The 21,571-nt window shown below is 70.5% G+C and carries 20 protein-coding genes; 11 read left to right on the forward strand and 9 right to left on the reverse strand.

What is annotated here, in order from left to right; translation table 11 throughout:
• The first annotated feature begins 158 nt into the window (after nt 1–158).
• Nucleotides 159–713 (forward strand): dihydrofolate reductase family protein, encoded by a 555-nt coding sequence (locus tag ATL40_RS12200; protein ID WP_098469776.1) that lies wholly within the window; start codon nt 159–161, stop codon nt 711–713.
• Nucleotides 706–1,422, forward strand: a complete 717-nt coding sequence (locus ATL40_RS12205; RefSeq protein WP_098469777.1) for a PIG-L deacetylase family protein — start codon at nt 706–708, stop codon at nt 1,420–1,422. The genes ATL40_RS12200 and ATL40_RS12205 overlap by 8 nt, the downstream gene beginning before the upstream one ends.
• Before the next feature lie 61 nt (nt 1,423–1,483).
• Here the strand turns inward: ATL40_RS12205 and ATL40_RS12210 are convergent, their stop codons facing one another.
• The gene (locus tag ATL40_RS12210) at nt 1,484–1,687 is read right to left on the reverse strand and encodes a cold-shock protein (RefSeq protein WP_098469778.1); all 204 of its coding nucleotides are present in this window, start codon (nt 1,685–1,687) and stop codon (nt 1,484–1,486) included.
• 205 nt (nt 1,688–1,892) lie between these two features.
• Between ATL40_RS12210 and ATL40_RS12215 the strand changes: the two genes are divergently transcribed.
• On the forward strand, nt 1,893–3,338 hold the full coding sequence (locus ATL40_RS12215; RefSeq protein ID WP_098469779.1) for a DUF2252 domain-containing protein: 1,446 nt from the start codon (nt 1,893–1,895) through the stop codon (nt 3,336–3,338).
• A 51-nt stretch (nt 3,339–3,389) separates the two neighbouring features.
• On the opposite strand, the gene ATL40_RS12220 is transcribed toward ATL40_RS12215, so the two are convergent.
• Nucleotides 3,390–5,921, reverse strand: coding sequence for a plasma-membrane proton-efflux P-type ATPase (locus ATL40_RS12220; RefSeq protein WP_098469780.1), 2,532 nt, complete (start codon nt 5,919–5,921; stop codon nt 3,390–3,392).
• A gap of 16 nt (nt 5,922–5,937) precedes the next feature.
• Complete coding sequence (locus ATL40_RS12225; RefSeq protein ID WP_169925974.1) at nt 5,938–6,549, reverse strand: MarC family protein; 612 nt, start codon at nt 6,547–6,549, stop codon at nt 5,938–5,940.
• Nucleotides 6,550–6,654: 105 nt separating this feature from the next.
• On the opposite strand from ATL40_RS12225, the gene ATL40_RS12230 reads away from it, so the two are divergent.
• A complete protein-coding gene (locus tag ATL40_RS12230) occupies nt 6,655–7,518 on the forward strand; it encodes a PPK2 family polyphosphate kinase (protein ID WP_098469782.1) in 864 nt (287 codons plus the stop codon).
• Here ATL40_RS12230 and ATL40_RS12235 read toward each other — a convergent pair.
• Together ATL40_RS12235 and ATL40_RS12240 are read right to left on the reverse strand one after the other, a co-directional pair.
• Complete coding sequence (locus ATL40_RS12235; protein WP_211283119.1) at nt 7,511–8,749, reverse strand: MFS transporter; 1,239 nt, start codon at nt 8,747–8,749, stop codon at nt 7,511–7,513. The two genes, ATL40_RS12230 and ATL40_RS12235, sit on opposite strands and share 8 nt — an antisense overlap.
• Before the next feature lie 86 nt (nt 8,750–8,835).
• The gene (locus ATL40_RS12240; protein WP_098470477.1) at nt 8,836–10,284 is read right to left on the reverse strand and encodes an MFS transporter; all 1,449 of its coding nucleotides are present in this window, start codon (nt 10,282–10,284) and stop codon (nt 8,836–8,838) included.
• 130 nt (nt 10,285–10,414) lie between these two features.
• On the opposite strand from ATL40_RS12240, the gene ATL40_RS12245 reads away from it, so the two are divergent.
• The 4 genes from ATL40_RS12245 to def all read left to right on the forward strand — a co-directional run bounded on the left by ATL40_RS12245 (nt 10,415) and on the right by def (nt 15,057).
• The gene (locus tag ATL40_RS12245; RefSeq protein WP_169925975.1) at nt 10,415–10,990 is read left to right on the forward strand and encodes a TetR/AcrR family transcriptional regulator; all 576 of its coding nucleotides are present in this window, start codon (nt 10,415–10,417) and stop codon (nt 10,988–10,990) included.
• A gap of 197 nt (nt 10,991–11,187) precedes the next feature.
• Entirely contained in the window at nt 11,188–11,862 is a 675-nt protein-coding gene (locus tag ATL40_RS12250) for a TetR/AcrR family transcriptional regulator (protein WP_098469785.1), read from the forward strand.
• A gap of 9 nt (nt 11,863–11,871) precedes the next feature.
• Nucleotides 11,872–14,448, forward strand: coding sequence for a lysylphosphatidylglycerol synthase transmembrane domain-containing protein (locus ATL40_RS12255; RefSeq protein WP_098469786.1), 2,577 nt, complete (start codon nt 11,872–11,874; stop codon nt 14,446–14,448).
• Nucleotides 14,449–14,493: 45 nt separating this feature from the next.
• Nucleotides 14,494–15,057, forward strand: coding sequence for a peptide deformylase (def, locus tag ATL40_RS12260; RefSeq protein ID WP_098469787.1), 564 nt, complete (start codon nt 14,494–14,496; stop codon nt 15,055–15,057).
• 149 nt (nt 15,058–15,206) lie between these two features.
• On the opposite strand, the gene ATL40_RS12265 is transcribed toward def, so the two are convergent.
• From ATL40_RS12265 to ATL40_RS12275, 3 genes are read right to left on the reverse strand one after another with little or no spacing between them, the layout of a single operon-like run.
• Nucleotides 15,207–15,512: a heavy-metal-associated domain-containing protein gene (locus ATL40_RS12265; RefSeq protein WP_098469788.1), complete on the reverse strand. Its 306-nt coding sequence runs from the start codon at nt 15,510–15,512 to the stop codon at nt 15,207–15,209.
• Nucleotides 15,513–15,521: 9 nt separating this feature from the next.
• Nucleotides 15,522–15,818 carry a metal-sensitive transcriptional regulator gene (locus ATL40_RS12270; RefSeq protein WP_098469789.1) on the reverse strand — a complete coding sequence of 99 codons (297 nt, stop codon included), beginning with the start codon at nt 15,816–15,818 and terminating at the stop codon, nt 15,522–15,524.
• Nucleotides 15,819–15,859: 41 nt separating this feature from the next.
• Nucleotides 15,860–16,204 (reverse strand): PLD nuclease N-terminal domain-containing protein, encoded by a 345-nt coding sequence (locus ATL40_RS12275; RefSeq protein ID WP_245867068.1) that lies wholly within the window; start codon nt 16,202–16,204, stop codon nt 15,860–15,862.
• Nucleotides 16,205–16,343: 139 nt separating this feature from the next.
• Here ATL40_RS12275 and ATL40_RS12280 point away from each other — a divergent pair, with 139 nt between their 5' ends.
• The 3 genes from ATL40_RS12280 (at nt 16,344) to ATL40_RS12290 (ending at nt 20,406) form a co-directional block, all read left to right on the forward strand.
• Nucleotides 16,344–18,083, forward strand: coding sequence for an AMP-binding protein (locus ATL40_RS12280; protein ID WP_098469791.1), 1,740 nt, complete (start codon nt 16,344–16,346; stop codon nt 18,081–18,083).
• Between the two features lie 55 nt (nt 18,084–18,138).
• Entirely contained in the window at nt 18,139–19,044 is a 906-nt protein-coding gene (locus ATL40_RS12285; protein WP_098469792.1) for a hypothetical protein, read from the forward strand.
• 114 nt (nt 19,045–19,158) lie between these two features.
• A complete protein-coding gene (locus tag ATL40_RS12290; protein ID WP_098469793.1) occupies nt 19,159–20,406 on the forward strand; it encodes a M15 family metallopeptidase in 1,248 nt (415 codons plus the stop codon).
• A 120-nt stretch (nt 20,407–20,526) separates the two neighbouring features.
• Here ATL40_RS12290 and ATL40_RS12295 read toward each other — a convergent pair whose 3' ends face one another.
• Nucleotides 20,527–21,570 (reverse strand): alpha/beta fold hydrolase, encoded by a 1,044-nt coding sequence (locus ATL40_RS12295; RefSeq protein WP_098469794.1) that lies wholly within the window; start codon nt 21,568–21,570, stop codon nt 20,527–20,529.
• Between the last annotated feature and the right edge of the window lies 1 nt (nt 21,571).

A 21,571-nucleotide genomic window follows, 5' to 3' on the forward strand; every position in this document is an offset into this window, starting at 1 on the left:
TGTGCGGGTGGGTTGGTCACGATGCCTCCCTCTCACTCGGGGTGCCCCTGCCACCTTCGACGCTAGGCAGCCCGGCGGCGCGGGAACAAGGGGGTGCGGGGATTCGGTGAGTTCCGGGCCGCCGGGAGGTCTACCCTGCACTCGACCCAGGAGGAACCATGGCCACCATCGTCTCGTCCCTGTTCATCACGCTCGACGGCGTCGCCGAGATCGACCCGGACTGGCACGTCCGGTACTTCGACGAGGACATGGGCGCCGCGGCCGGCGGCGACTACGAGGGCGCCGAGGTCATCCTGCTGGGCCGGGTGACCTACGACTCCTTCGTCGGCGCCTGGCCTGACCGCGAGGCCGCGGGCGGAGAGGACGCCGCGTTCGCGGCGCAGCTCGGGGACACCCGCAAACTCGTCGCCACCCGCTCAGCCGGTGACCTCGGTTGGCGCAACGTGGAGGCGACGGCGGACCTGCTCGCCAGCGCCCGCGCCCTGCGCTCGGACCCCACCATCGGGAAGGTGATCGTCCCCGGATCGATCAGCGTGGTGCGCCAACTGCTGGAGGCCGGCCTGCTGGACGAGCTGCGGCTGCTGATCCACCCGATCGCCGCCCGCCACGGAGAGCGACTGTTCGGCGAGGGCGCCATGCTCCCGATGCGCCTGGTCTCCTGCGAGGCGTTCGCCAGTGGCGTGCTGCGGGTGGTGTACTCCCCCGATGAGTGAGTCGCTGGAGACCTTCACCCCGGACGGGCTCGAGCGCGTGCTCGTGGTCGTGGCCCACCCGGACGACGCCGAGTACGGAGCATCCTGCGCCGTCGCCGCCTGGACCGCGCAGGGGGTCGCGGTGACGTATCTGCTGCTGACCCGCGGTGAGGCGGGGATCCGCGGCATGCCACCGGAGCGGACCGCCGTGGTACGCGAGGCCGAGCAACGCGCCGGGTGCGCTGCAGTGGGGGTGAGCGATGTCCGCTTCCTCGATCACCCCGATGGGCTCCTGCAGCACACCCCGCAACTGCGGCGCGACATCGCGCGGGTCATCCGGGAGGTCCGACCCCAATTGGTGGTGACCCCGACCTGGGAGCTGGAGGCCCCGTGGGGCCTGAACCACGTGGACCACCGGGTGTGCGGACTGGCGGTGGTCGATGCCATGCGCGACGCCGACAACCCCTGGCTCTTCCCCGAGCTGCTCGAGGAGGGCCTGGAACCGTGGGCCACGCAGCGGCTCATGGTGGCGGGGCACACCCGCCTGACCCACGGCGTCGACGTCTCCGGCCCGCCGCTGGAGGCCGGGATCGCCTCCCTGGAGGCGCACGAGGCCTACCTCGCCGCCCTGCCGTGGCATCCCGCTCCCCGGCAGATGCTCGCCGAGATGACCGCGGGGCAGGGTCAGCGGATCGGGGTGGCGAACGCCGTCCTGGTCCGGGTGATCTGATCACCCGGACAGCACAGCGGGCGCCCGGGTCGACCCCGGGCGCCCGCTGTGGATCACTCTCTCAGAGAGTGGTGATGTTCGAAGCCTGCGGGCCCTTGGGGCCCTGGGTGACCTCGAAGGAGACCCGCTGGTCCTCCTCGAGGCTGCGGTAGCCGTCCGCGACGATCGCGGAGAAGTGAGCGAACACGTCGCTACCCCCGCCGTCCGGGGTGATGAAGCCGAACCCCTTCTCGGAGTTGAACCACTTCACGGTGCCTTCAGTCATGATGTCTTTCCTTGTGTTCGGTGAGACGGGCCAGAAGACGGCCCTCAGCCACGGCGCCTTGCACACCTCTTCACAGAAAGAAAGGCCCGAGCCATTCGGCTGGGCCTCAACATGCGCGATTCACTGCAACCAACGCTCACGATACACCACGATGGGCCGTGCACCTAGACTCACCCGTGCCCCACCCAACGTCGGGAGGATCACCATGCCGCAGTTCACCCGCCTCATCTCGCCCCTGACGGGCAACGACCCGATCCGGGGGGCCACGAGTCTGCGCAAGCGGCTGGTCAGCCGCGACGAGCGCGAGGCCCTGGGCCGCACGCTGCGCGAGACCCGCCCGGTGAAAGAGATCGGCTGGCGCGCACGCGCGCACCGCCCCGAGGCCGTGGACCTCGTGGAGGCCTCCCACGCGGGGCGGATCGAGCATCTGGTCCCGATCCGGGTCGCGCGGATGGTGGGGTCCCCGTACGGCTACCTGCGGGGGTCGGCGATCGTGATGGCCGACGACGTCGCTCGCCTCCCGACCTCCGGCATCACCCCCGTGGTGGGCGGGGATGCGCACCTGGGCAACTTCGGCTTCTACCGCTCCCCCGAGGGGGAGTTGGTGATCGACATCAACGACTTCGACGAGGCCCACGTGGGCGCCTGGGAGTGGGACCTCGCGCGCCTGACCGCCTCGATCTGGGTGGCGGGCCGGGAGAACTCCCTCACCGAGGAGGACTGCGAGCAGGCGGTGCGCGCGTGTGTGCGGGCGTATGCCGCCGAGGTCGCGCGACTGGCGCACATGCCGTTGATCACGCGCTCCTTCGAGCGGATGGACGTGGACCACCTCACCGAGACCGCGAACGACCCCGCGCTGATCAAGGCGATCCGCAAGGCCGCGAAGTCCGCCCGCAAGCGCACCAGCGACCGGGTGCTGCCGAAGTTGACCGCCCGCAACGAGCGGGGCGAACGCGAGATCCAGGCCGAGCCGCCGCTGATCGAACGGCTCACCCGGGCCGATGCGGAGCTGGTGGCGCAGGGGCTGGATGAGTACCTGCACTCCCTGCCGGCGCAGTGGCGCCGGGTGCTGGCGTGGTATCAGCTGACGGATGTGGCCCACAAGGTGGTGGGCGTGGGCAGCGTGGGATTGCGCGCCTACGTGGCGCTGCTGGAGGGCACCCACCCCGACGACGTGATCTTCCTGCAGCTCAAACAGGCCCGCCGGTCGGTGCTGGCGCGGTACGTGCACGGCGAGCACGCCTGGCACGACCACCAGGGGCAACGGGTGGTGGAGAGCCAGCAGGCGCTGCAGACCGTGTCCGACCCGCTGCTGGGGTGGACCAGCGTCGGCGGGAACCAGTACTACGTGCGCACCTTCCGCAACATGAAGGGCACGGTGCCCCTGGACGGCCTGGAGGCGGGAGCCCTGGAGGACTACTCCCACATCGTCGGCACGCTGCTGGCCAAGGGGCATGCCCGCACCTCGGGCGCCTCGATGATCGCCACCTACCTGGGCGACGACGACGCCCCCGCCGACGCGTTCGCCGCCTTCGCCCGGGGGTACGCGGACCAGACGGAGGCCGATCACGAGGAGTTCGCCGCCGCCGTCGCCTCGGGTCGCCTGCCCGTGGCCGAGGGCGAGACCGGGAGCGCCTTCCGGCCGAACTAGCCTGGGCACATGACTTCCCCACAGCGGGGAGATCCACGACCGCTGGTAGACCTACCCCACGGGCCCCACGGGCTGCGCGTGCAGATCCCGGTGGAAGAGCTCGGTGTGCTTGCGACGGGCCTTGGTGCGGTGGTCCACCAGTCGTTCCGCGATGAGCCGCACGGCGCCCATGATGAACACCCACACCAGCGAGTAGGCCATGACCACGCCGATCGCGCCCCAGGAGATCGCGGGGACGAGCCACCCGAAGGCGGCCATCGCCATCGCCAGGAGCTGCGTGCCGAGGATCGCGAGCCACAGCGGCTTGGCGGGGTAGGGCCGGCGGGTGAACCAGCGCTCGTTGCGCGTGACGAAGATCAGCAGGTGACCACCGGAGACCAGTTGCAGGAACATGATCGTCTGCACGGCCCCCTCGCTGGCGATCCCGAGGATTCCCTGGTCCTTGGCGGCGACGGCGAGGGTGAGCATGATGAGCGACTGGGCGACGGCGAACAGGCCGATGATCCCGGAGTTGGCCAGCAGTGAGCCCATCCGCCACCGGATCGGTTTCTCGCTCACCGGGGTGTTGTCGTAGGCGATCGTCATGATCGGGATGTCATCCAGCAGGGACAGCACCACGATCATGATCGGCGTCAGCGGCTGGAAGCCCTCCGTCATGGTCGCGATGACCACGAGGAACATGATCGTGAGGGTGAGCGCCACGCGGTAGATCGTGTAGGACGTGATCCGCCCGAAGATCCGCCGGGCCTCGTCCACCGCGTTGTTGATGACGGAGAGGCCCGGTGCGGTGAGGATCAGGGCGGCGGCGCCGCGCGCGGCATCGGTCGCGCCGGAGACGGCGGTGCCGCAGTCGGCCTGCTTCAGAGCCGGGGCGTCGTTGACTCCGTCGCCCGTCATGGCCACGAGGTGACCGCGCTTCTGCAGGGACTTCACGATCGCGTACTTGTGCTCGGGGAACACCCGGGCGAACCCGTCCGCACGCTCGATCTGGTCGGCGATCACCTCGGGCACGTTGTCCGGGTCCATGTCCGCCGGGAACACGTCGGAGGCGGTCATGATGTTCGTGCCCATCCCGAGTTGCCGGGCGGTCTCGATCGCGATCGCCGTGTCATCGCCGGTGATCATCTTCACCGCGACGCCCTTGCCCTCCACGGCGTCGATGGTCGCCTTGGTGTCGTCCCGCGGCGGATCGAACATCGGCAGCACCCCGAGCACCCGCCAGGCGCCGTCGTCCCGTCGCGCCACCGCGAGCGCGCGGTTCCCCTTGGCGGCCAGCTGGGCCACGGTGTCGTTGACAGTCGCCGTCTCCGCATCACCCGCACCGGCGAGAGCGAGGATGGCGGCCGGGGCTCCCTTGGCGACCACGGCATCGGTGGCGCCGGGCCCGGTGACCACGGCCTTGGTGTACTTGGTGACCGGGTCGAACGGGGTGAACTCGGTGACGGTCCACCCGCTCAGGGGCGTCGCCAGTCCGGCGATCACGGCGTCGTCGATCGCGTCATGGTCCTCGGCGCGGGAGGCGAGCGCACCGGCCACGATGACCTCCTGCGGGTCGGTGGCCTGCACGAGGATCGGGTCGGAGAGCTTCAGCTGGTTCTTGGTGAGCGTGCCGGTCTTGTCCGAGCACAGGATGTCGACCCCGGCCATCTCCTCGATGGACTGCAGCCGCGAGACGATCGCCTGCTGTTTGGACAGGGCGAGCGCCCCGAGCGCCATCGTGACGGAGAAGACCGCGGGCATGGCCACCGGGATCGCAGCGACCAGGAGCACCAGCACGAACTGCAGGATCGTCAGGGCGTCGCCCCACGCCCACCCGGCGTCCACGTCCTGCCACACCTGGAAGACCACGAGCACCACGGCGAGCACCACGGCGACCAGGATCAGGAAGTTGCCGATCTGGAACATCGCCTTCTGGGCGTGGGAGACCGCGCCGGCGCCCGCGACGAGTTTGGCGGTGCGCCCGAAGAAGGTGTTGCTGCCGGTGGCGATGACCACCCCGGCCATCTCGCCCTGCTTCACGACGCTGCCGGAGTAGGCCTCGTCGCCGTCGTGCTTGGAGACCGGCACGGACTCCCCGGTCAGGGCGGACTGGTCGATCGAGGCGAATCCTTCACCCACCAGGCGCAGGTCCGCCGGGACGATGTCCCCGAGGCGGACCTTCACCACGTCACCCGGGACCAGGTCGGCGGCCTGGATGGTGCTCCAGGCGCCGTCGCGCATCACGGTGGCCTCCGGGGCCAGGCCGGCCTTGAGCGCCGCCAGAGCATTGGCGGCCTTCGCGTCCTGCCAGAACGCCAGGGCGGCGTTGATCACCAGGAGGGCGAAGATCACCGCGAAGCTCGGCCAGTTCCCCAGGATCGCGGAGACGACGGCGGCGGCCTCGATCATGTACGAGATCGGGCCGGTGAAGTATCCGAGGAGCTTGCGGGCGAGGGACTCCTGCTTCTCGGTGATGCCGTTGGGCCCGTAGGTCTGCAGGCGGGTCGCGGCCTCTGCGGCGGTCAGTCCGTGAGCAGGGTCCACGCCGAGGTCGGCGAGGACGGCTGGCAGGTCGGCTTTCTCGAGGTCGAGGGTGGGGGGCACGGGGACTCCGGGGGTGTCAGTGGGACCAGGAGGGGAAGACCGCCGCGAGGGCGGTGAGGATCGACTGCACGCAGATGGCCAAGAGGATGAGACCGAACACCCGGGAGAACACGTTCATGCCGGTGGCTCCGAGCAGCCGGGACAGCAGCGGCGCCAGGGAATAGATCCCGGCGACCAGGGCGCTGATGCCCACCGCGATGCCGACCCCGATCAGCGTGTTGGTCAGGCCGGTGTGGTCGTGGGCGTAGGCGATCATCAGTGCCATCACGCCGGGGCCCGCGATCACGGGCACGGCCAAGGGCACGATCGCCGGGGAGGATCCGGTGGCGGACATGACGGCATCCGGGCGCACCATCATCGCCCAGGCGATGGTGGCGACGTAGGCGAAGCCGGCAATCTTGAAGGAGTTCAGGTCGATCCCGAAGAAGGTCAGCAGAGCGGTCCCGGCGAACAGCGAGATGAGCATCACGACCACCGCGCCGACCCCGACCATCAGCGCCACGTGGCGCTGTCTGCGGGAATCCATCTTCTCGGTGAGATCGAGGAAGACCGGAATGGTGCCGATCGGATTGGCAATGGTGAACAGGGCGACGGCGAAGGTCAGCAGGGTGGGCGCCGTGACGGTCACGTGTTCCTCCCCTTCGCGCTGCGGGTGACCCGCGAATGTGTTTCTCTGACGGTAGGACATCGCAGCGAATCCCACCAACGCTGCAGCGGACGAAAGGTCGACGAGATGGATTACACATCATGGGCGGCGGCGTGCCGCGTCACACCGGGCGCGAAGGTGGACCTGCGCCACGACTTCGATCCCGGCCGGCGGGACGCCGCGTTGGGAAAGCAGGGGGGCAATGCGGCGCTGGAGCGCGCCAAGCAGGAACTGTTCGCGCTGCAGGACGCGTTCTACGCGCAGGCGGACGGAGCCCTGTTGATCGTGCTGCAGGCGATCGATGCTGCGGGCAAGGACTCCACGGTGAAGCACGTGATGTCCGGGGTGAATCCGGAGGGTGTGGACGTGTACTCCTTCAAGGCACCCAGCAGCACCGAGCGCGAACACGACTATCTGTGGCGCCACCAGGCGGCGCTGCCGGCACTGGGGCGGATCGCGGTCTTCAACCGCTCGCACTACGAGAACGTGACCGTGACCCGGGTGCACCCAGAACTCCTGTGGCCACGCACCGCGGTGGCCGGTGACCACATCTGGGCGCAGCGGTATCGCCAGATCAACGACTGGGAGCGCTATCTGACGGAGAACGGCACCACCATCGTCAAGATCTTCCTGAATGTCTCCAAGGAGGAGCAACGACTCCGATTCCTGGACCGTATCGACGACTCGTCCAAGAACTGGAAGGTCTCGGCCACGGACATGACGGAGCGGGCCCTGTGGGACGACTACACCCACGCGTTCTCCCAGATGCTCAGCCACACCAGCACCGAGTGGGCGCCGTGGCACGTGGTGCCGGCCGATCACAAGTGGTTCTCCCACCTGTCCACGCTCGCGATCCTGTTGGAGACGATGCGGGGACTCGAGCCGCGCTACCCGCAGGTGGACGAGACCACCGCCTCCCACCTCGCCGACATCCGTCGCCAGCTCATGTAGTGCGGCGCAGCAGCGGGAACCCGACTGCCATCGCGAGCACCATGATCGCGGCGGCCAGGGGCGGCAACGCGCCGTACCCGAGGGCCGTGGCGAGGAATGAGGGTGCGATGGCACCGACGATCGCGCCGGCCGCCACGGCGCTGTTGAACAGGCCCATCGCGGAGCCCTGCCCGTCCAGGGTGAGCTCGGCCGCGAGCATGGTGCCGCCTACGTAGTCGAACGGGTACCCGATCGCGATGAGCACGAGGCCGATGGGCCCGAGGACTCCTTCTCCGGGCAGCGCGAGCGCCCAGGTGGCCGTCATCACCGCGAAGCCCGCCAGCGTGATCAGCATGCCGATGCCGAGCACCCGCGCGGCGGTGGTGCGCGCCGCCAACGAACCGCACACGGGGTAGAGCAACGCGCCGGCGAGGGAGCCGATGAGGTAGTAGGTGGCGGTATGGGAGGCGGTGACCTTGAAGGCGTGGTCCATGACCAGCGGCATCACGTTGAGGATGGTCTGCACTGCGATCATCGCCAGCAGCCAGGTCAACAGGAACCGCCCGAACGGGCCCCGCAGCTCGGTGCGCAGTCCGCTCGGGTGCCGCTCGCCGTCGCGCGGGTGGCGCAGGTGCGCCGCGATCGAGGGCGGTCCGCTCACCGGGACCCGGTGGTGGCCCTTCGCGGGGGCCGATACCCGTGGCAACCCGATGCGCCCCAGGAGGACCCCGAACGCGATCACCGCGCCGCCCACGTACCACCCCATGTTCACCCGGCCGTCGGCGAAGACGGCGCCGATCGCCAGGCCCGCGACCTGGCCGAGGCCGAAGGTGAGGCGGAACCAGCCGATCCGCACGTCCCACTCCTCGCGGGGGTGGCCCTCCACGATGAACACACTGCCGGTGGTCTGCGCTGCGCCCGCCGAGACACCCGCCGCGAGCGCCGCGAGGGCCCACAGCGGCACCGAGTCGGCGAGTCCGAACCCGATCGCGGAGGTCGCCATGGCCGGGAAGGCGCCGAGGAACACCACCCGCTGCTTGCCCGCACGGTCGGCATAGGAGCCGATCGCCGGGGCGGTGAGCTGCCCGGCAAAGAACGCGGAGATCACGAGTGCCACGGCGGTGGGGCCGTGGCTCTCGACGCTCAGGGGGATGAGCATCGGGACCAGGGCGTTGACGAGCAGCCCGGCGAGCGCGTAGGCGGCGAACCACGGCTCGAGCCAGCGACCGGCACGCGTGAGGGGGTTGGTCACGCTCCCACTCTCTCTCACCAGGGCGCCGACTGCACTTCACCGGGTGTTCACCGGCGGCCGGTGCGGGCACCGGCCGCCGGTCGGCGTCAGCCGCGCTGATCGCGCAGCGCCCGCAGCGCGAGCACCGCGGCGAAGAGCATCGTGACCACGCCGACCAACGACGTCGCCACGATCCCGGAGTCGAACGCGTGCCGCGCGGACTGGGCGAGCTGCTCGCCCACGCTTGCCGGCAGGGACTCGGCCACGGTGAGCGCCCCGGCGAGGGTCTCGCGCGCGGCGGCGGCCTGCTCGGCGGGGACACCCGCGGGGATCGTGAGGGCGCGGGCGTAGGTCGCGGCGAGCACCCCGCCCAGCACGCTCGTGCCGAGCACGGCCCCCAGTTCGTAGGCGGTCTCGGACACCGCGGAGGCGGCGCCGGCCTTCGCGGGCGGGACGGCCGCCACGATGATGTCGTTCGAGAGCGTCTCCGCAGCGCCGACACCGGCACCCAGGGCGGCGAAGCCGAGGGCGAAGACCCACAGGTCGGCCCGCCCCCCGGTCAGGGCGAAGGTGGCATAGGTCGCCGCGCCGAGCAGGAGTCCGGCGGCCACCAGGTGGGCCGGGCGGAAGCGGCGCACGAGCCTCACCACCAGGAGAGAGGCCACCACCATGGCGAGGGTGCCCGGCACCAGCACGAGGCCGGCGTTCATCGGGCTCATCCCGAGCACCAGCTGCAGGTGCTGGGACAGGAAGTACAGCAGGCCCACGAACGAGAACACGCTGATGAGGTTGATCAGCACGCTGCCGGTGAAGGCGCCTACGGCGAACAGGCGAACGTCCAGGAGGGGGTTGCGTTGGCGCAGCAGTCGACGAGCGAACAGGTACGCGCTGCCGAGGGCGACGGCGAAGCACCCCCCGGCCAGGACGTCCCACCCCTGGGTGGCCACGTGCTTGATGCCGTACACCAGCGGAGCGAAGGTCAGCATGGACAGCAGGATCGAGGCCAGGTCGAACGGGCCGGGCGCGGGGTCGCGCGACTCGGTGATGAGGAGCGGCGCCCCGATCAGCAACGGCAGCAGGATCGGCACGGCCAGCAGGAACACCGACCCCCAAGCGAAGTGCTCCAGGAGCAGACCGCCGACGATGGGACCGATCGCGCCGCCCGCGGCGAAGCCGGTGGCCCAGATCGCGATGGCGAGGCGGCGCTCGCGGCGATCGGTGAACATGCCGCGCAGCAGGGAGAGGGTGCACGGCATGAGCGCAGCGCCGAACACGCCGAGCAGCGCGCGGGAGGCGAGCAGCATCTCGGCGCTGGTGGAGTTCGCGGCGATCACGGAGACCGCCGCGAACCCGACGGCGCCGATGAGCAGCAGCCGGCGCCGGCCGACGCGGTCGCCGAGGTTGCCCATGCTGACCAGGAGCCCGGCGAGAACCAGCGGGTAGACGTCGATGATCCACAACTGCATGGCGGCGCCGGGCTGCAGGTCCAGGGCGATGGAGGGCAGGGCGAAGCTCAGCACCGTGTTGTCGATCGAGACGATCAGCACGGGAAGCATCAGGACCGCGAGACCCCACCACTGGGTGCGGGTTGCGGCGGCGGGGGCGTACGTCGAACTCACCTCCCTAACATACCGTCTGGTCGGTTCTCTGTGAACCCGCTAGGGTGTGATCTCCAGGGAGGACGAGGTGCCAGGACCACAGCGCGACGCCGAACGCACGCAGCGCCGCATACTCGAGGCAGCCGCCCGCGCCATCGCGACCAAGGGCGTGGGCGTGAGCCTGGATGCCATCGCCCGCTCCGCTGGAGTGTCCAAGGGCGGCCTCATGCACCACTTCCCCAGCCGCGATGAGCTGCTCACGGCCCTGATGGGCGACCTCCTGGCGCAGTTCGACGAGGCCGTGACAGCCGCCCTCGACCCGGCCGACGACGCCCCCGGGCGCCTCACCCGCGCCTACGTCCGCGCCGTGTTCGCGGACCTGGAGAACGGCGAGCGAGCGCGCGAACAGATCACCGTGATGGGCATGATCGGCTCCGACCCCGGGGTGACCGCCCTGGTCCGGGACGACGACGCGCGGTGGCATCAACGGATTCTGGCCGACGGCCTGGACCCGCTGCGCGCCGAGGTCATCACCAAGGCTGCCGACGGCGCGACCGGCTCCCTGCTGTGGAGCCGGCAGGACCCGCGCGAGCTCGATGCGTTGCGCGACACGCTCCTCGCGCTCACCCGCGACCCGGGTGCCCTGGTGGAGCCCGCCCGGTAACCGTCCACCACCCGCACACGTCGCGAACCACCCACCACCCGCGCGCCGCGCCGCGCGGGCCCAGCGCCGTCCCGCCACGCGGCACTCACACCGGGCAGGACAGCCGCAGTTTCCGCTATCGCGTGCACAGACGGTCAGCAGCGTGAAAGGATGTCACTACGGGGCTTTACCAGATCCATCTGTCCGATTGAGGTTGTGTGGAAACCGAGATTGATCTCTCCGAGCTCCCGCTGCAGCGAGTGCCTACCCAGGCGCGCTCCCGCGAGAAAGTGCGGCGCGCCTTGGAAGCGGCCGAGCACATCGCCGAGACCGAAGGGCCCGAGGCCCTGAGTCTCACCCACGTCGCCGAACGGGCCGGCCTCAGCGTCGGTGCCCTGTACCAGTACTTGCCGGACCGTGAGGCGATCACTGCCGCGGTGCAGGCACGCTGCTACCTGCGACTGGAACGGTACGTCGACGAGGCCCTGGCGCAGGGACCCCCCTCCCCCCACCGGGACGGTGATCCACTGGACTCGATGCTCGCCATCGTGGCCAACTCCTACGCCGTCACCGGCCTGGCTCGCGCGCTTCACGCCGTCGCCCCCAGTCCCGAACAGGCGGCGGCACGGCGTGAGCACAAGCGCCGGATGGCGGAGCGGACGGAGTCCGCATTGCGCGCCTTCGACCTCCTACCCGACGGTGTCGACGCCGCGCGCGTCGCGCGCATCGTCTACGTCACGGTCGATGCGCACATGCACGATGCTGCCGATCTGGCGCAGGAGAGCGACGACCCGGACACCGAGTACGCCGGCCGTATCCGCGAGGTGGAGAAGATGCTCGCGCCCTACCTGCGCGTCTCGGCACGGGCTGCTGATGTCACCGGCGCATCCTAGATTGGCTTCATGAGCCAATCGGATCCGACGGCACCGCCCGCCGACTCCACGGCGGCAGAGGGCCCCGCCGCGCTGTACCGCATCGTCACGCGGCGGGCGTCGTGGTCGGACATCCGAGTGACCATCGGGTTCCTCCTGCTCGCCGCGCTCGGCCTCGCCCTGGCCTCGGTGGCGAGCGGCATCACCGCGCAGGCCGATCAGCAGGTGCGGGCGCTGCTCACCGGCGTGCCCTCGACCGTGCTGCACATCGCCCTGGTCGTGTTGCAGTCCGCGGCGATCGTGCTCGCCCTCGGCACCCTGGTGGCGCTCATCGCGCGCCGCCGCGCGAAACACCTGGTGCGGGTGCTCGCGGCGATGCTCCTGGCGGCGATCGCCTTCTGGGGGGTGAGCCAACTCGACTTCGAACAGTCGGACGGCGCCGCCCTGGCTCCCGTGGCAGTCGGATTCGGCCCGGTGGTCTCCTCCTACCTCATTGCCACGGCCGCAGCCGTCGTCGCGGCCCTTCGCACGGTGATCGAACGGACCTGGCTCGTGCTGCTGTGGGTCCTGGTGGCGCTCCTCGCCCTGGTGCGGACCCTCGCCTCACCCAGCGCCCCCCTGGACGTGCTCCTGGCCATCGGGGTCGGCGGCTTGGCGGGCACGCTCATCCTGCTCGCGTTCGGTGCGCCCGTCCGGGAACTCACGTCGGCCGGGATCGTGGCGGCCCTGGGATCGGGCGGGGTCCAGGTGCGCGACGCCGAACCCTCCACGCGACCCGGCTGGCAGTTCCGCGCCGTGCTCGGCGTACCGGGGCCGGACGCGGCGGCGCACTCCGGCACCGGCACTGGCACTGGCACTGACCCGGAGGTGGTGGCGACCGGCACCGCACTCGCCATCCGCGTGGTCGACCGGCGCACCTGGGAGGTCGACACGGTGGGGCGCGCCTGGCGTCGCCTCCGACTGCGGGACAACGCCGACGACATCGCACACCCCTCGCCCCTGCGTGAGGTCACGGCCGAGGCGATGGCGATGATGCTCGCACGCGAACACGGCGTGAACGCCCCGCGCGTGCGCACCGTCACCAGCGCAGTGCAGGGCGCCGGCGTGCTCGCCGCAGACATGGTGCCGGGGCCGACGCTGCTGGAGGCGCTGCAACCCGCGGTCGCAGCCGAGAACAGCGGCGACCCGACCGGCGATCAGGCTGGCGATCAGGCTGGCGACGGGGCAGGGGCGGGTGCGAGCGCTCAGAGCACAGCAGAAGCCGACGCCCTCCTGCGCTCCGCATGGCGCCAGATCGCGGGGCTGCACCGTGCGCGCATCGCCCACCACGCCCTGTCCAGCGATCACCTGCGCGCGCTGGACGGGCAGGCATGGGTCCTGGACTTCTCCCGAGCGGAACCCGGCTCGGAAGAGATCGCGCTGGACGGGGATGTCGCCGAGTTCCTCGCCGCGAGTTACGCCCTGGTCGGGGCCGATCGCGCGGTGGCCGCCGCGCTGGAGGTCCTCGGACGCGATCGCGTGGCCGCGGCAAGCCGACGACTCCTGTTGCCGGCGCTGACCCCCGCCACCCGAGGTGCGTTGAAAAAGGTCGAAGGCGGACTGCAGCCGCTCGTGGACGCCGCGACCACCGCGGTGGGAATCGAGAAGCCCGAGTTCGCCAAGATCGAACGCTTCAAGCCCCGCACCCTGTTCATGGCGGCGGCGTTCGCGATCGTGATCTACGTTCTCGCCCCCCAGCTGGAGGAGTTCTCCCGGATGGGCGCCGCGCTGGAGTCAGCCGACTGGGCATGGCTGCCCTTCCTCGTGCTCGCCTCCGTCGCGACCTACGTCGGCTGCGGCCTCGGCCTGACCGGGAGTTCGCCCGGCCGGAGCTCAGCGGTCAAGGGCAGCCTGGTGGCGCTGGCGGGTTCGTTCGTGGCGCTGTTCTCCCCGCCGGGAGTCTCCACCCTGGGCCTGAATGTGCGTTTCCTGCAGAAGGAGGGCTACCCCACGCCGGTGGCCATCTCCGCGAGCGCCGCGAAGGAAACCGCCACCGGCGTCATGCACGTGTTCCTGGTGATCGTCTTCGGGCTGTGGGCCGGCACCTCCGGGGTCCTGGACTCCGTGCTGGGGGACCTGCCGCCCACCCACATCATCATCCTGGTGGTCATCGGGGTGCTGATGCTGATCGGCATCGCGCTCGCGGTTCCGGTGGTGCGGCGTTTCACGGCCGCTCGGGTGCTGCCGGCGGTCAAGGACGCCGCGGGCGCCATGAAGGCGGTGATGGCCTCACCGCGCAAGCTCGCCCTGCTGCTCGGCGGGGTGGGTCTGGTGCCGATCGGGTACGGCGCTGCCCTGTTCTTCGCGGTGCGGGCGCTGGACCCCACCGCGGACTTCGTGGCGATCATGCTGGTCTCGCTCACCGCGGGCGCGGTGGCCAGCGCCGCCCCTACTCCCGGCGGTATCGGCGCGGTGGAGGCTGTGCTCACGGCCGCACTCACGGCGATCGGGATCGCGTCCTCCACCGCGCTCGCCGGCGTGCTGATCTATCGCGCCTTCACGTTCTGGCTGCCCATCCCGCCCGGCGGCATCGCCTTCCGGATGCTGACCTCGCGCGACGTGCTCTGAGGAGCCCCGGCGCCTGAGGAGCCCCTGGCGCGATAGCCTCGGGGCGTGGCTGTTCTCCCCATCGTCATCACCCCGGACCCCGTGTTGCACACCCCCGCCGAACCGGTCGGGGAGATCACGGACGAGATCCGGCAGTTGGTCGCCGACATGTACGAGACCATGGACGCCGCGCCCGGCGTCGGCCTCGCTGCCCCGCAGGTGGGTGTCGGCAAGCGCCTGTTCGTGTACTCCTACACCGAGGACTCCCCCTGGCGGGGCGTGGTGATCAACCCCGAGCTGTGGATCACCCCGAGCGTGCCGGGCGAGCCCGACGAGGACGAGGAGTCCGAGGGCTGCCTGAGCTTCCCCGGGGAGAGGTTCCCGCTGCGCCGCTCGCCCCGCGCCGTCGTCACCGGGATCGACCTCGAGGGCGAGCCCGTGCGCCTGGAGGAGTCCGGGTGGAAGGCCCGGATCCTGCAGCACGAGTACGACCACCTGGACGGCGTGATCTACACCGACCGCCTGACGCGCAAGGAACGGCAGATCTGCCAGCGCATCAAGAAGAAGCGTGGGTGGACCGAGGAGGGCCTGCGGTGGCTGCCCGGCACCGACGAGGTCGGCGAGGGTTAGCCGCGACTCACCAGCCCGCACCACCCCGGTCGGCGAGACCGTGCCGAACCCGCCGAGACCGTGGTTTCCGGGCACGGACTGGGCGTGTGAAGTCTCAGGACAGGCACGGACTGGGCGCGCGAGGTACGGCCTCAGCGGCGTCGGTCCCCTCAGCCCTCGTGGTGCTTGGTTCCCTCGTAGACCTCCGCCCGCACGTCGGCGAGCTGGGTGAACTCCGCCGCGGCGTCGTGTGCCGCGATCTTCTCCACGGCGTATCCCGCCTCGTCCACGGCCTCTCGCAGTGCGGGCTCCTCGAGCGGCTTCGCGGACATCACAGTCACGTGGGACGTGCCGCCGTTGTGCAGTTCGACCGTCACTCGCTTGACGCCCTCGACGCCCTCGAGTTCCTTGGTCACCGCGGACACGCAGTGCCCGCAGGTCATGCCCGTCACGTCGATCGTGGTGATGGTGGTCATGGCTCCTCCTCAGCTCCGCACGAGTCGGGCGATGGCATCCGCCGCCTCGCGCACTTTCTCCTCGCCCGCCTCCGGTGAGGTACGGGCAGCGTCGACCACACAGTGACTCAAGTGGTCCTCCATCAGCCCGAGGCTGACGGCCTGCAGCGCCTTGGTGACCGCAGCCACCTGGGTGAGGACGTCGATGCAGTAGGTGTCCTCGTCGATCATGCGTGCGATGCCGCGCACCTGACCCTCGATGCGCCGCATGCGCTTGGTGTAGTCGTCCTTGCTTCCCCCGTACCCGGGCCGGGCTTGATCGGTCATGACGCCAGGTTACCCCCAGGGGGTATTTCCGGGTCTGGCGGTCAGTCCGCCGGGAGGGCGTCGCGCTTCTCGCGGCCAGCCGCGAGATAGGCGATCGGGCCGATCCAGTTCACCAGGAGGGCGAGCCCCCACGGCAGTTTCGGGCCCTTGACCTGGTCCGCGGGACGCGTGATGAGGTCGCGCCACGCGTATCCGTGCAGGGCGAGCTGCGCCGCCGCGACGATGACGATCTGCACCTTGCGCTTGCGCGGCAGGTCGCGGAAGTTCTTGCGGTGACCCATCGATGACTCCTCGTGTCGTGTGCTCCCATTGTTCCCCTCGACCACGGCGAGCGCGACCCCCACCCCCGCCGAACCACCCCCCTCGCCGAACGATGGGTTGCGCATGGGTGGGAGCGCTCGCACCCCGCACAACCGCACGCTCGGCACACCGGCACCCCGCACAACCGCACGCTCGACGCACGGGGCGCACCGCCGAGGGGAGTAACCTACGGAAGCGTAGGTTTGCACCGAGGTGAGGACAGGCATGGCACAGAACCTCCCGGAGACCGCCCTGGTCTCGGGCATCCGCTCGCAGGCAGGTGAGACGTTCCGCGCGGCGCGGGACCTCCTCCTGGCACACCGCGAGGACTACGCGGAAGCCACCAAGCGCTTCACGTGGCCGGACCTGGAGCACTTCAACTACGCCCTGGACCACCTCGACGCCGTGGCCACCGCGCCCGAGACCGCCGATCGCACCGCGCTGTGGCTGGTGGACCCCGACGGCGTGGACCACCGCTGGAGCTACGGCGACCTGCGTGAGCAGTCCAACGCCCTGGCGAACCGCCTGCGCGCTGCCGGCATCCGGCGCGGATCGCGCGTGCTGCTGGCCCTGGGCAACCAGCACGAGTTGTGGCTCAGCCTCATCGCGCTGATGAAGCTCGGTGCCGTCGCGGTGCCGACCACCACCCTGGCCGACGCCACGGAGCTCGGCCAGCGCATCGCCGTCGCCCACTGTGAGGCGGTGATCGCTCGTCCCGAAGAGGCCGCCCGCTACCAGGAGTGGACCCACCTGGTGCGGTTGACCCCGGGCGGGGCGCCCGGCTGGCTCGACCTCACCGAACCCGGCCACGCGCCCACGTTCACCGCCGATGCCCCCACCCGCGCGAGCGACCCGCTCTTCCTGTACTACACCTCCGGCACGACGGCGCGGGCCAAGCTGGTGGAGCACACGCACGCCTCGTACACGATCGGGCACCTGACGACCATGGCCTGGACCGGAGTGCGCCCGGGCGATGTGCACCTCAACATCTCCTCCCCCGGCTGGGGCAAGCACGCCTGGTCGAGTTTCTTCGCGCCCTTCCACGCCGAGGCGACCGTGTTCATGGTCGCCTACCAGCGATTCGACCCACGCGCCCTCATGCACCAGATGCAGCGCTGCGGGGTCAGCAGCTTCTGCGCGCCACCCACGGTGTGGCGGATGCTCATCCAGGCCGACCTCACCGAGCTCACCACGCCGCCCACCTCCGTGGTCGGCGCGGGCGAGCCCCTGAACCCCGAGGTCATCGCTCGCGTCCAGGACGCCTGGGGCGTGACGATCCGCGACGGGTACGGCCAGACCGAGACCACCCTGCAGGTCGGCAACTTCCCCGGGCAGCCGGTGAAGCCCGGATCGATGGGCTTGCCCGCACCGGGGTACGCGATCGCCCTGGTGGACGGCGAGACCGGCAAGCCGGTGACCGAACCCGGCGCACCGGGGGAGATCTGCCTCGACCTCGCCCACCGGCCGCTCGGCCTCACGCCCGGGTACGCCGACGACGCCGAGCGCACCCAGGAGGTGATGCGCGAGGGCTACTACCGCACCGGCGACATCGCCTACGCCGATGAGGACGGGTACCTGTTCTACGTGGGCCGCGCCGACGACGTGTTCAAGGCCAGCGACTACCGCATCAGCCCGTTCGACCTGGAGAGCGCCATGCTCGAGCACCCGCTGGTGCGCGAGTGCGCGGTGATCCCCTCCCCGGATCCGATGCGCCTGGCGGTCCCGAAGGCGTTCGTCACGCTGGTCGACGGCGCAGCCGCCACCGAGGCGATGGCCCGGGAGCTCTTCGCACACTCCCGCGCCGTGCTCTCCCCGTACAAGCGGGTGCGGCGCATCGAGTTCGCGCCGGCGCTGCCCAAGACCATCTCGGAGAAGATCCGCCGCGTGGAGTTGCGCCGTGCGGACGCGCAGAGGTACGCAGAGCTGGCCGAGGGCGAGGTGCCGACGGGCGAGTTCCGGGGCTGACCCGGTCCGGCGCCGGGCACCGAGCCGTGGCGCGGACGGGGCTAGGGTCGATCCCGTGAGCCCCAACAGCACCGCACCGGACGCCCTCCCGCTGGGTCCCGGCGGCGTCCCCGCCGACGGCCAGGAGTTGCTGCGCCGCCTGTGGGAGGCGGGCACGGGCCCGGGTGCGCCGTGGGCGGATCTGGACCCGGAGGCCCTGCGGGCAGCACGGCGGCTGTTCGACCAGACGAGCGTGGTGGTCGACGGTGCAGACCTGGCCCGGGTGCTCATCGACGCCTCCGGACTCGAGGTCCCGGAGACACTGCTGACCCAGGCGCCCGTGAGGCCTCAGCACGCTCCTGCGCGGCCCGCCACGGCCCGGCAGGTTGCAAGCGGCACGATTATCAGGCTGCAGGCCACGGCGCACCCCGTGAGGATCGCAGGTGCGGCCTTCCACCTCGACGCGGAGCTCGGCCACCAACCCGTGCGCTGGCTCGAGACGGACGGATCGCAGACGCACCTGGAGATCGTGGAGCCGGGCGCCGACCACCCCGTCACCGGCCACCTGCACCTGCACGTCGCTCGCGAGGAGGCGCTCGACGCGGCGCGCCGCCTCCTCGCCCAGGCCCTCGCGGCCGAGGGGCTGCACCTGGTCTCGTTGGAGGCCGAACTCACGGGTGAGGACGGGCGGAGCATCCACCTGGATGCCACGGCGAGGGTCCGCAAGGGCATCCTGTCCGCCTCCGCGCGGGTACGCGGCACCGTGACGTTGAGTGACGACCTGGTGCTGCATTTCGACGGTGTCGAGGTGACCAGCCGCAACGTCGTGGTCGCGGCCGTTCTCGCCGTCGTGCGAAGCCGAATTCAGGCGGCGACCCAGGCGCCCATCGCTGTGGGGGAATTGATCCCGGCGGGAGTGCGGCTGACCGACGTTGCCGTGCGCATTGACCACGACGTGGAGATCAGCGCTCGATTCTCCTGATCATCTCCCGAGTCGGTGAATTCCGACTCGGCGCGATCCCGCGCATGGACGAATGCACTCGTTCACGCCAGGTAGGGTGCACACACCCCCTAGCACGCGACTCCTGGATGGACCATGACCTGGAACCACCGACGATTCCTACGAGCCACTGTCCTCACGTTCACAACACTCGCCCTCCCGGCCGCACTGTCGGTTCCGGCCCAGGCGCACGGCGAGGCGAACACGGGACGCGGGAGCACGTTCTATTTCACGAACAGCCACAGCGGCGGCGCCGATATGACGCGGGAAGCGCCGATTGCGGCCACCGACATTGTGCTGGTCGGCGACTGGGACGGCGACGGAGCCGACAGCCTGGCAGTGCGGACGGGAAGGCACTACCTGCTGGCGAACTCCCTCGGCGCGGCCCACGACACGATCGGCTCCTACGGGCGCGCGGACGACGAGGTGTTCGCTGGTGACTGGGACGGCGACGGCGTGGACACGTTGGCGGTGCGGCGCGGGAATACGTTCTACGTCAAGAACTCGATCAGCACCGGCGGCGCAGACACCACATTCCACTTCGGCCGCAGCACGGACGAGGTCCTCGTCGGGGACTGGGACGGCGACGGAGCCGACACGTTCGCCGTGCGCCGCGGCAGCACGTACTACATCAAGAACGATCTCACCTCGTGGGGTTCCGATCGCACGGTTGTCTTCGGACGCAGCACGGACATTGCACTCTCGGGCGACTGGGAGAACGACGGCAAGGACGAGCTCGGGCTGCGCCGCGGCAGTCGTTACTACCTGCGCGATCTCCTCTTGTCCGGCGCTGTCGATCACCGCTTCTGGTTCGGGAAGGACAGCGACACGCAACTGGTCGGGGACTGGGACGGCGACGGGGTCGACTCGTTGGCAGTGCGGCGTGGGGCAAAGGCACCCACCGGAGCAAATCAGACCATCTCCGGGTACTCCAACGGCCGCCTCGCCGATTCGCTGTTGTGCCCCATCCCTTTCCTGCCCAGTCATGACCTGCACTGCGGCACGATCCGCGACACCGTCACCCTCCACGAGCTGTATCAGTCGAAGTTCGGCACCCGCCTGCCGATCGACGACTGGCCCCACAGCACCTACCGTTCGCGTGCTCAACAGGACGCGGTCTGGATCGAGATCGGCCCGCCCAACGCGGCCGTGCCGGGCACGAGCCCCCACGGGTGGGGTGTCGCCCTGGACATCTACGAGGGGCGCCAGTACGACCACGGCACCACGATCAACAACTGGCTACGCGAGCACGGCCCCCGCTACGGCTGGGTGATGCAGCCGTGGCACGAGCCCGGCGGCTCCTGGGGCGAGTACTGGCACTTCGACTACACCTTCCCGCTGTAGTCCGGCCCACCCCCGCCGAGCGGGTGGTTGCGCAGGGGTGAGCGCACGCGAGCCAGCGCAAGCACACGCTCGGCGGCAGTAGACCTGCGCAAGCACCCGCTCGGTGAGTGCGGGGCGCCCTCAGCCCTCCCCGATGTGCGCGAGCAGCGCCGCCACGAACTCCTGCGGGCGCTCCAGGTGCGGGGAGTGCCCGCAGTCCCACTCCTCCTCGTGCGTCGCGCCACCGGCGGCCGCGTACCGGGTGAGCACCGCGCGGGTCTGGGAGACCATCGGCTGCGGCGGCGCCACATCGTCCCCGGGCCACCCGGGGATCACCCCGAGCGCGCCGAGCTGGTTCAGGTCGAACCCGGAGGCGTCCGAGACGATCGCATCACGCGTGCCGTGCACCCACAGCACCGGCGGCTTCGCGGCGAGGTCCACGATCCCGGAGGTGTCGAAGTAGCGCGGCACCATCGTGTTCAGCACCCCGCGCTCCCCCGGGCCGAACCCGGGCCACTCGCTCGCCTCACCCGCATCGCCGGGGTAGTTCCCCTCGCCGGTCGCCGTGGTCAGCATCGAGGCGACCCACAGGTCCTCCAGCTCGGTGTGGTCCGCGGGGTCGGCCACGTAGGCGTTGCGGAACACCGACCGGGGCGACGTCGGCGCCTCGTCGGTGGTGTCCCCGGCCGCCAGGCGCGCCACGAAGTCCGGGTTGCCGCCCCCACCGCCGCACCCGGCGTCCTGCTCCGAGAGACGCTCGCCGTCTGCTCCGCGCGTACCCCCGAACCCGTACGGCGAGACGGTGGCCACGAGCGTCATGGACGCCACCAGCTCGGGGTGGTCCAGCGCGAGCTGCATCACCACGCCGCCGCCCATGCTCCAGCCCACGAGGTGGCTCGCCCCGAGCCCGAGCGCGCGGATCACCGAGGCGACGTCGTCGGAGAAGTCCCGCACCCCTCGGGTGGCGTCCACGGGCAGGGTCTGCGAGCCGCCGAACCCGCGCAGGTCGATCGCGACGGCGTGCACCGACTCGGGCATTGCCGCCATCGTGGGCTGCCAGAACAGCGAGGAGGACACGTTGCCGTGCACGAACACGACCGGGGTGCCCGACGGCGAACCGCTCCGCAGCACGCGCGCGGTCAGCCGGTCCGTGGTGACGTCCTCGGACGCAATGGTCTCGAACATG

This window comes from Serinibacter salmoneus, from assembly GCF_002563925.1.
GTDB classification, from domain to species: Bacteria; Actinomycetota; Actinomycetes; order Actinomycetales; family Beutenbergiaceae; genus Serinibacter; species Serinibacter salmoneus.

What these genes read in the sequence shown, in the direction of transcription:
- ATL40_RS12240 (WP_098470477.1), bottom strand. Translation starts at nt 10,284, where the DNA reads ATGCTTCCCGTGCTGATCGTCTCGATCGACAACACGGTGCTGAGCTTC.
- ATL40_RS12210 (WP_098469778.1), bottom strand. Translation starts at nt 1,687, where the DNA reads ATGACTGAAGGCACCGTGAAGTGGTTCAACTCCGAGAAGGGGTTCGGC.
- ATL40_RS12205 (WP_098469777.1), top strand. Translation starts at nt 706, where the DNA reads ATGAGTGAGTCGCTGGAGACCTTCACCCCGGACGGGCTCGAGCGCGTG.
- ATL40_RS12290 (WP_098469793.1), top strand. Translation starts at nt 19,159, where the DNA reads ATGACCTGGAACCACCGACGATTCCTACGAGCCACTGTCCTCACGTTC.
- ATL40_RS12255 (WP_098469786.1), top strand. Translation starts at nt 11,872, where the DNA reads ATGAGCCAATCGGATCCGACGGCACCGCCCGCCGACTCCACGGCGGCA.
- ATL40_RS12215 (WP_098469779.1), top strand. Translation starts at nt 1,893, where the DNA reads ATGCCGCAGTTCACCCGCCTCATCTCGCCCCTGACGGGCAACGACCCG.
- ATL40_RS12230 (WP_098469782.1), top strand. Translation starts at nt 6,655, where the DNA reads ATGGATTACACATCATGGGCGGCGGCGTGCCGCGTCACACCGGGCGCG.
- ATL40_RS12280 (WP_098469791.1), top strand. Translation starts at nt 16,344, where the DNA reads ATGGCACAGAACCTCCCGGAGACCGCCCTGGTCTCGGGCATCCGCTCG.
- ATL40_RS12200 (WP_098469776.1), top strand. Translation starts at nt 159, where the DNA reads ATGGCCACCATCGTCTCGTCCCTGTTCATCACGCTCGACGGCGTCGCC.
- ATL40_RS12270 (WP_098469789.1), bottom strand. Translation starts at nt 15,818, where the DNA reads ATGACCGATCAAGCCCGGCCCGGGTACGGGGGAAGCAAGGACGACTAC.
- ATL40_RS12265 (WP_098469788.1), bottom strand. Translation starts at nt 15,512, where the DNA reads ATGACCACCATCACCACGATCGACGTGACGGGCATGACCTGCGGGCAC.
- ATL40_RS12275 (WP_245867068.1), bottom strand. Translation starts at nt 16,204, where the DNA reads ATGCGCAACCCATCGTTCGGCGAGGGGGGTGGTTCGGCGGGGGTGGGG.
- ATL40_RS12295 (WP_098469794.1), bottom strand. Translation starts at nt 21,570, where the DNA reads ATGTTCGAGACCATTGCGTCCGAGGACGTCACCACGGACCGGCTGACC.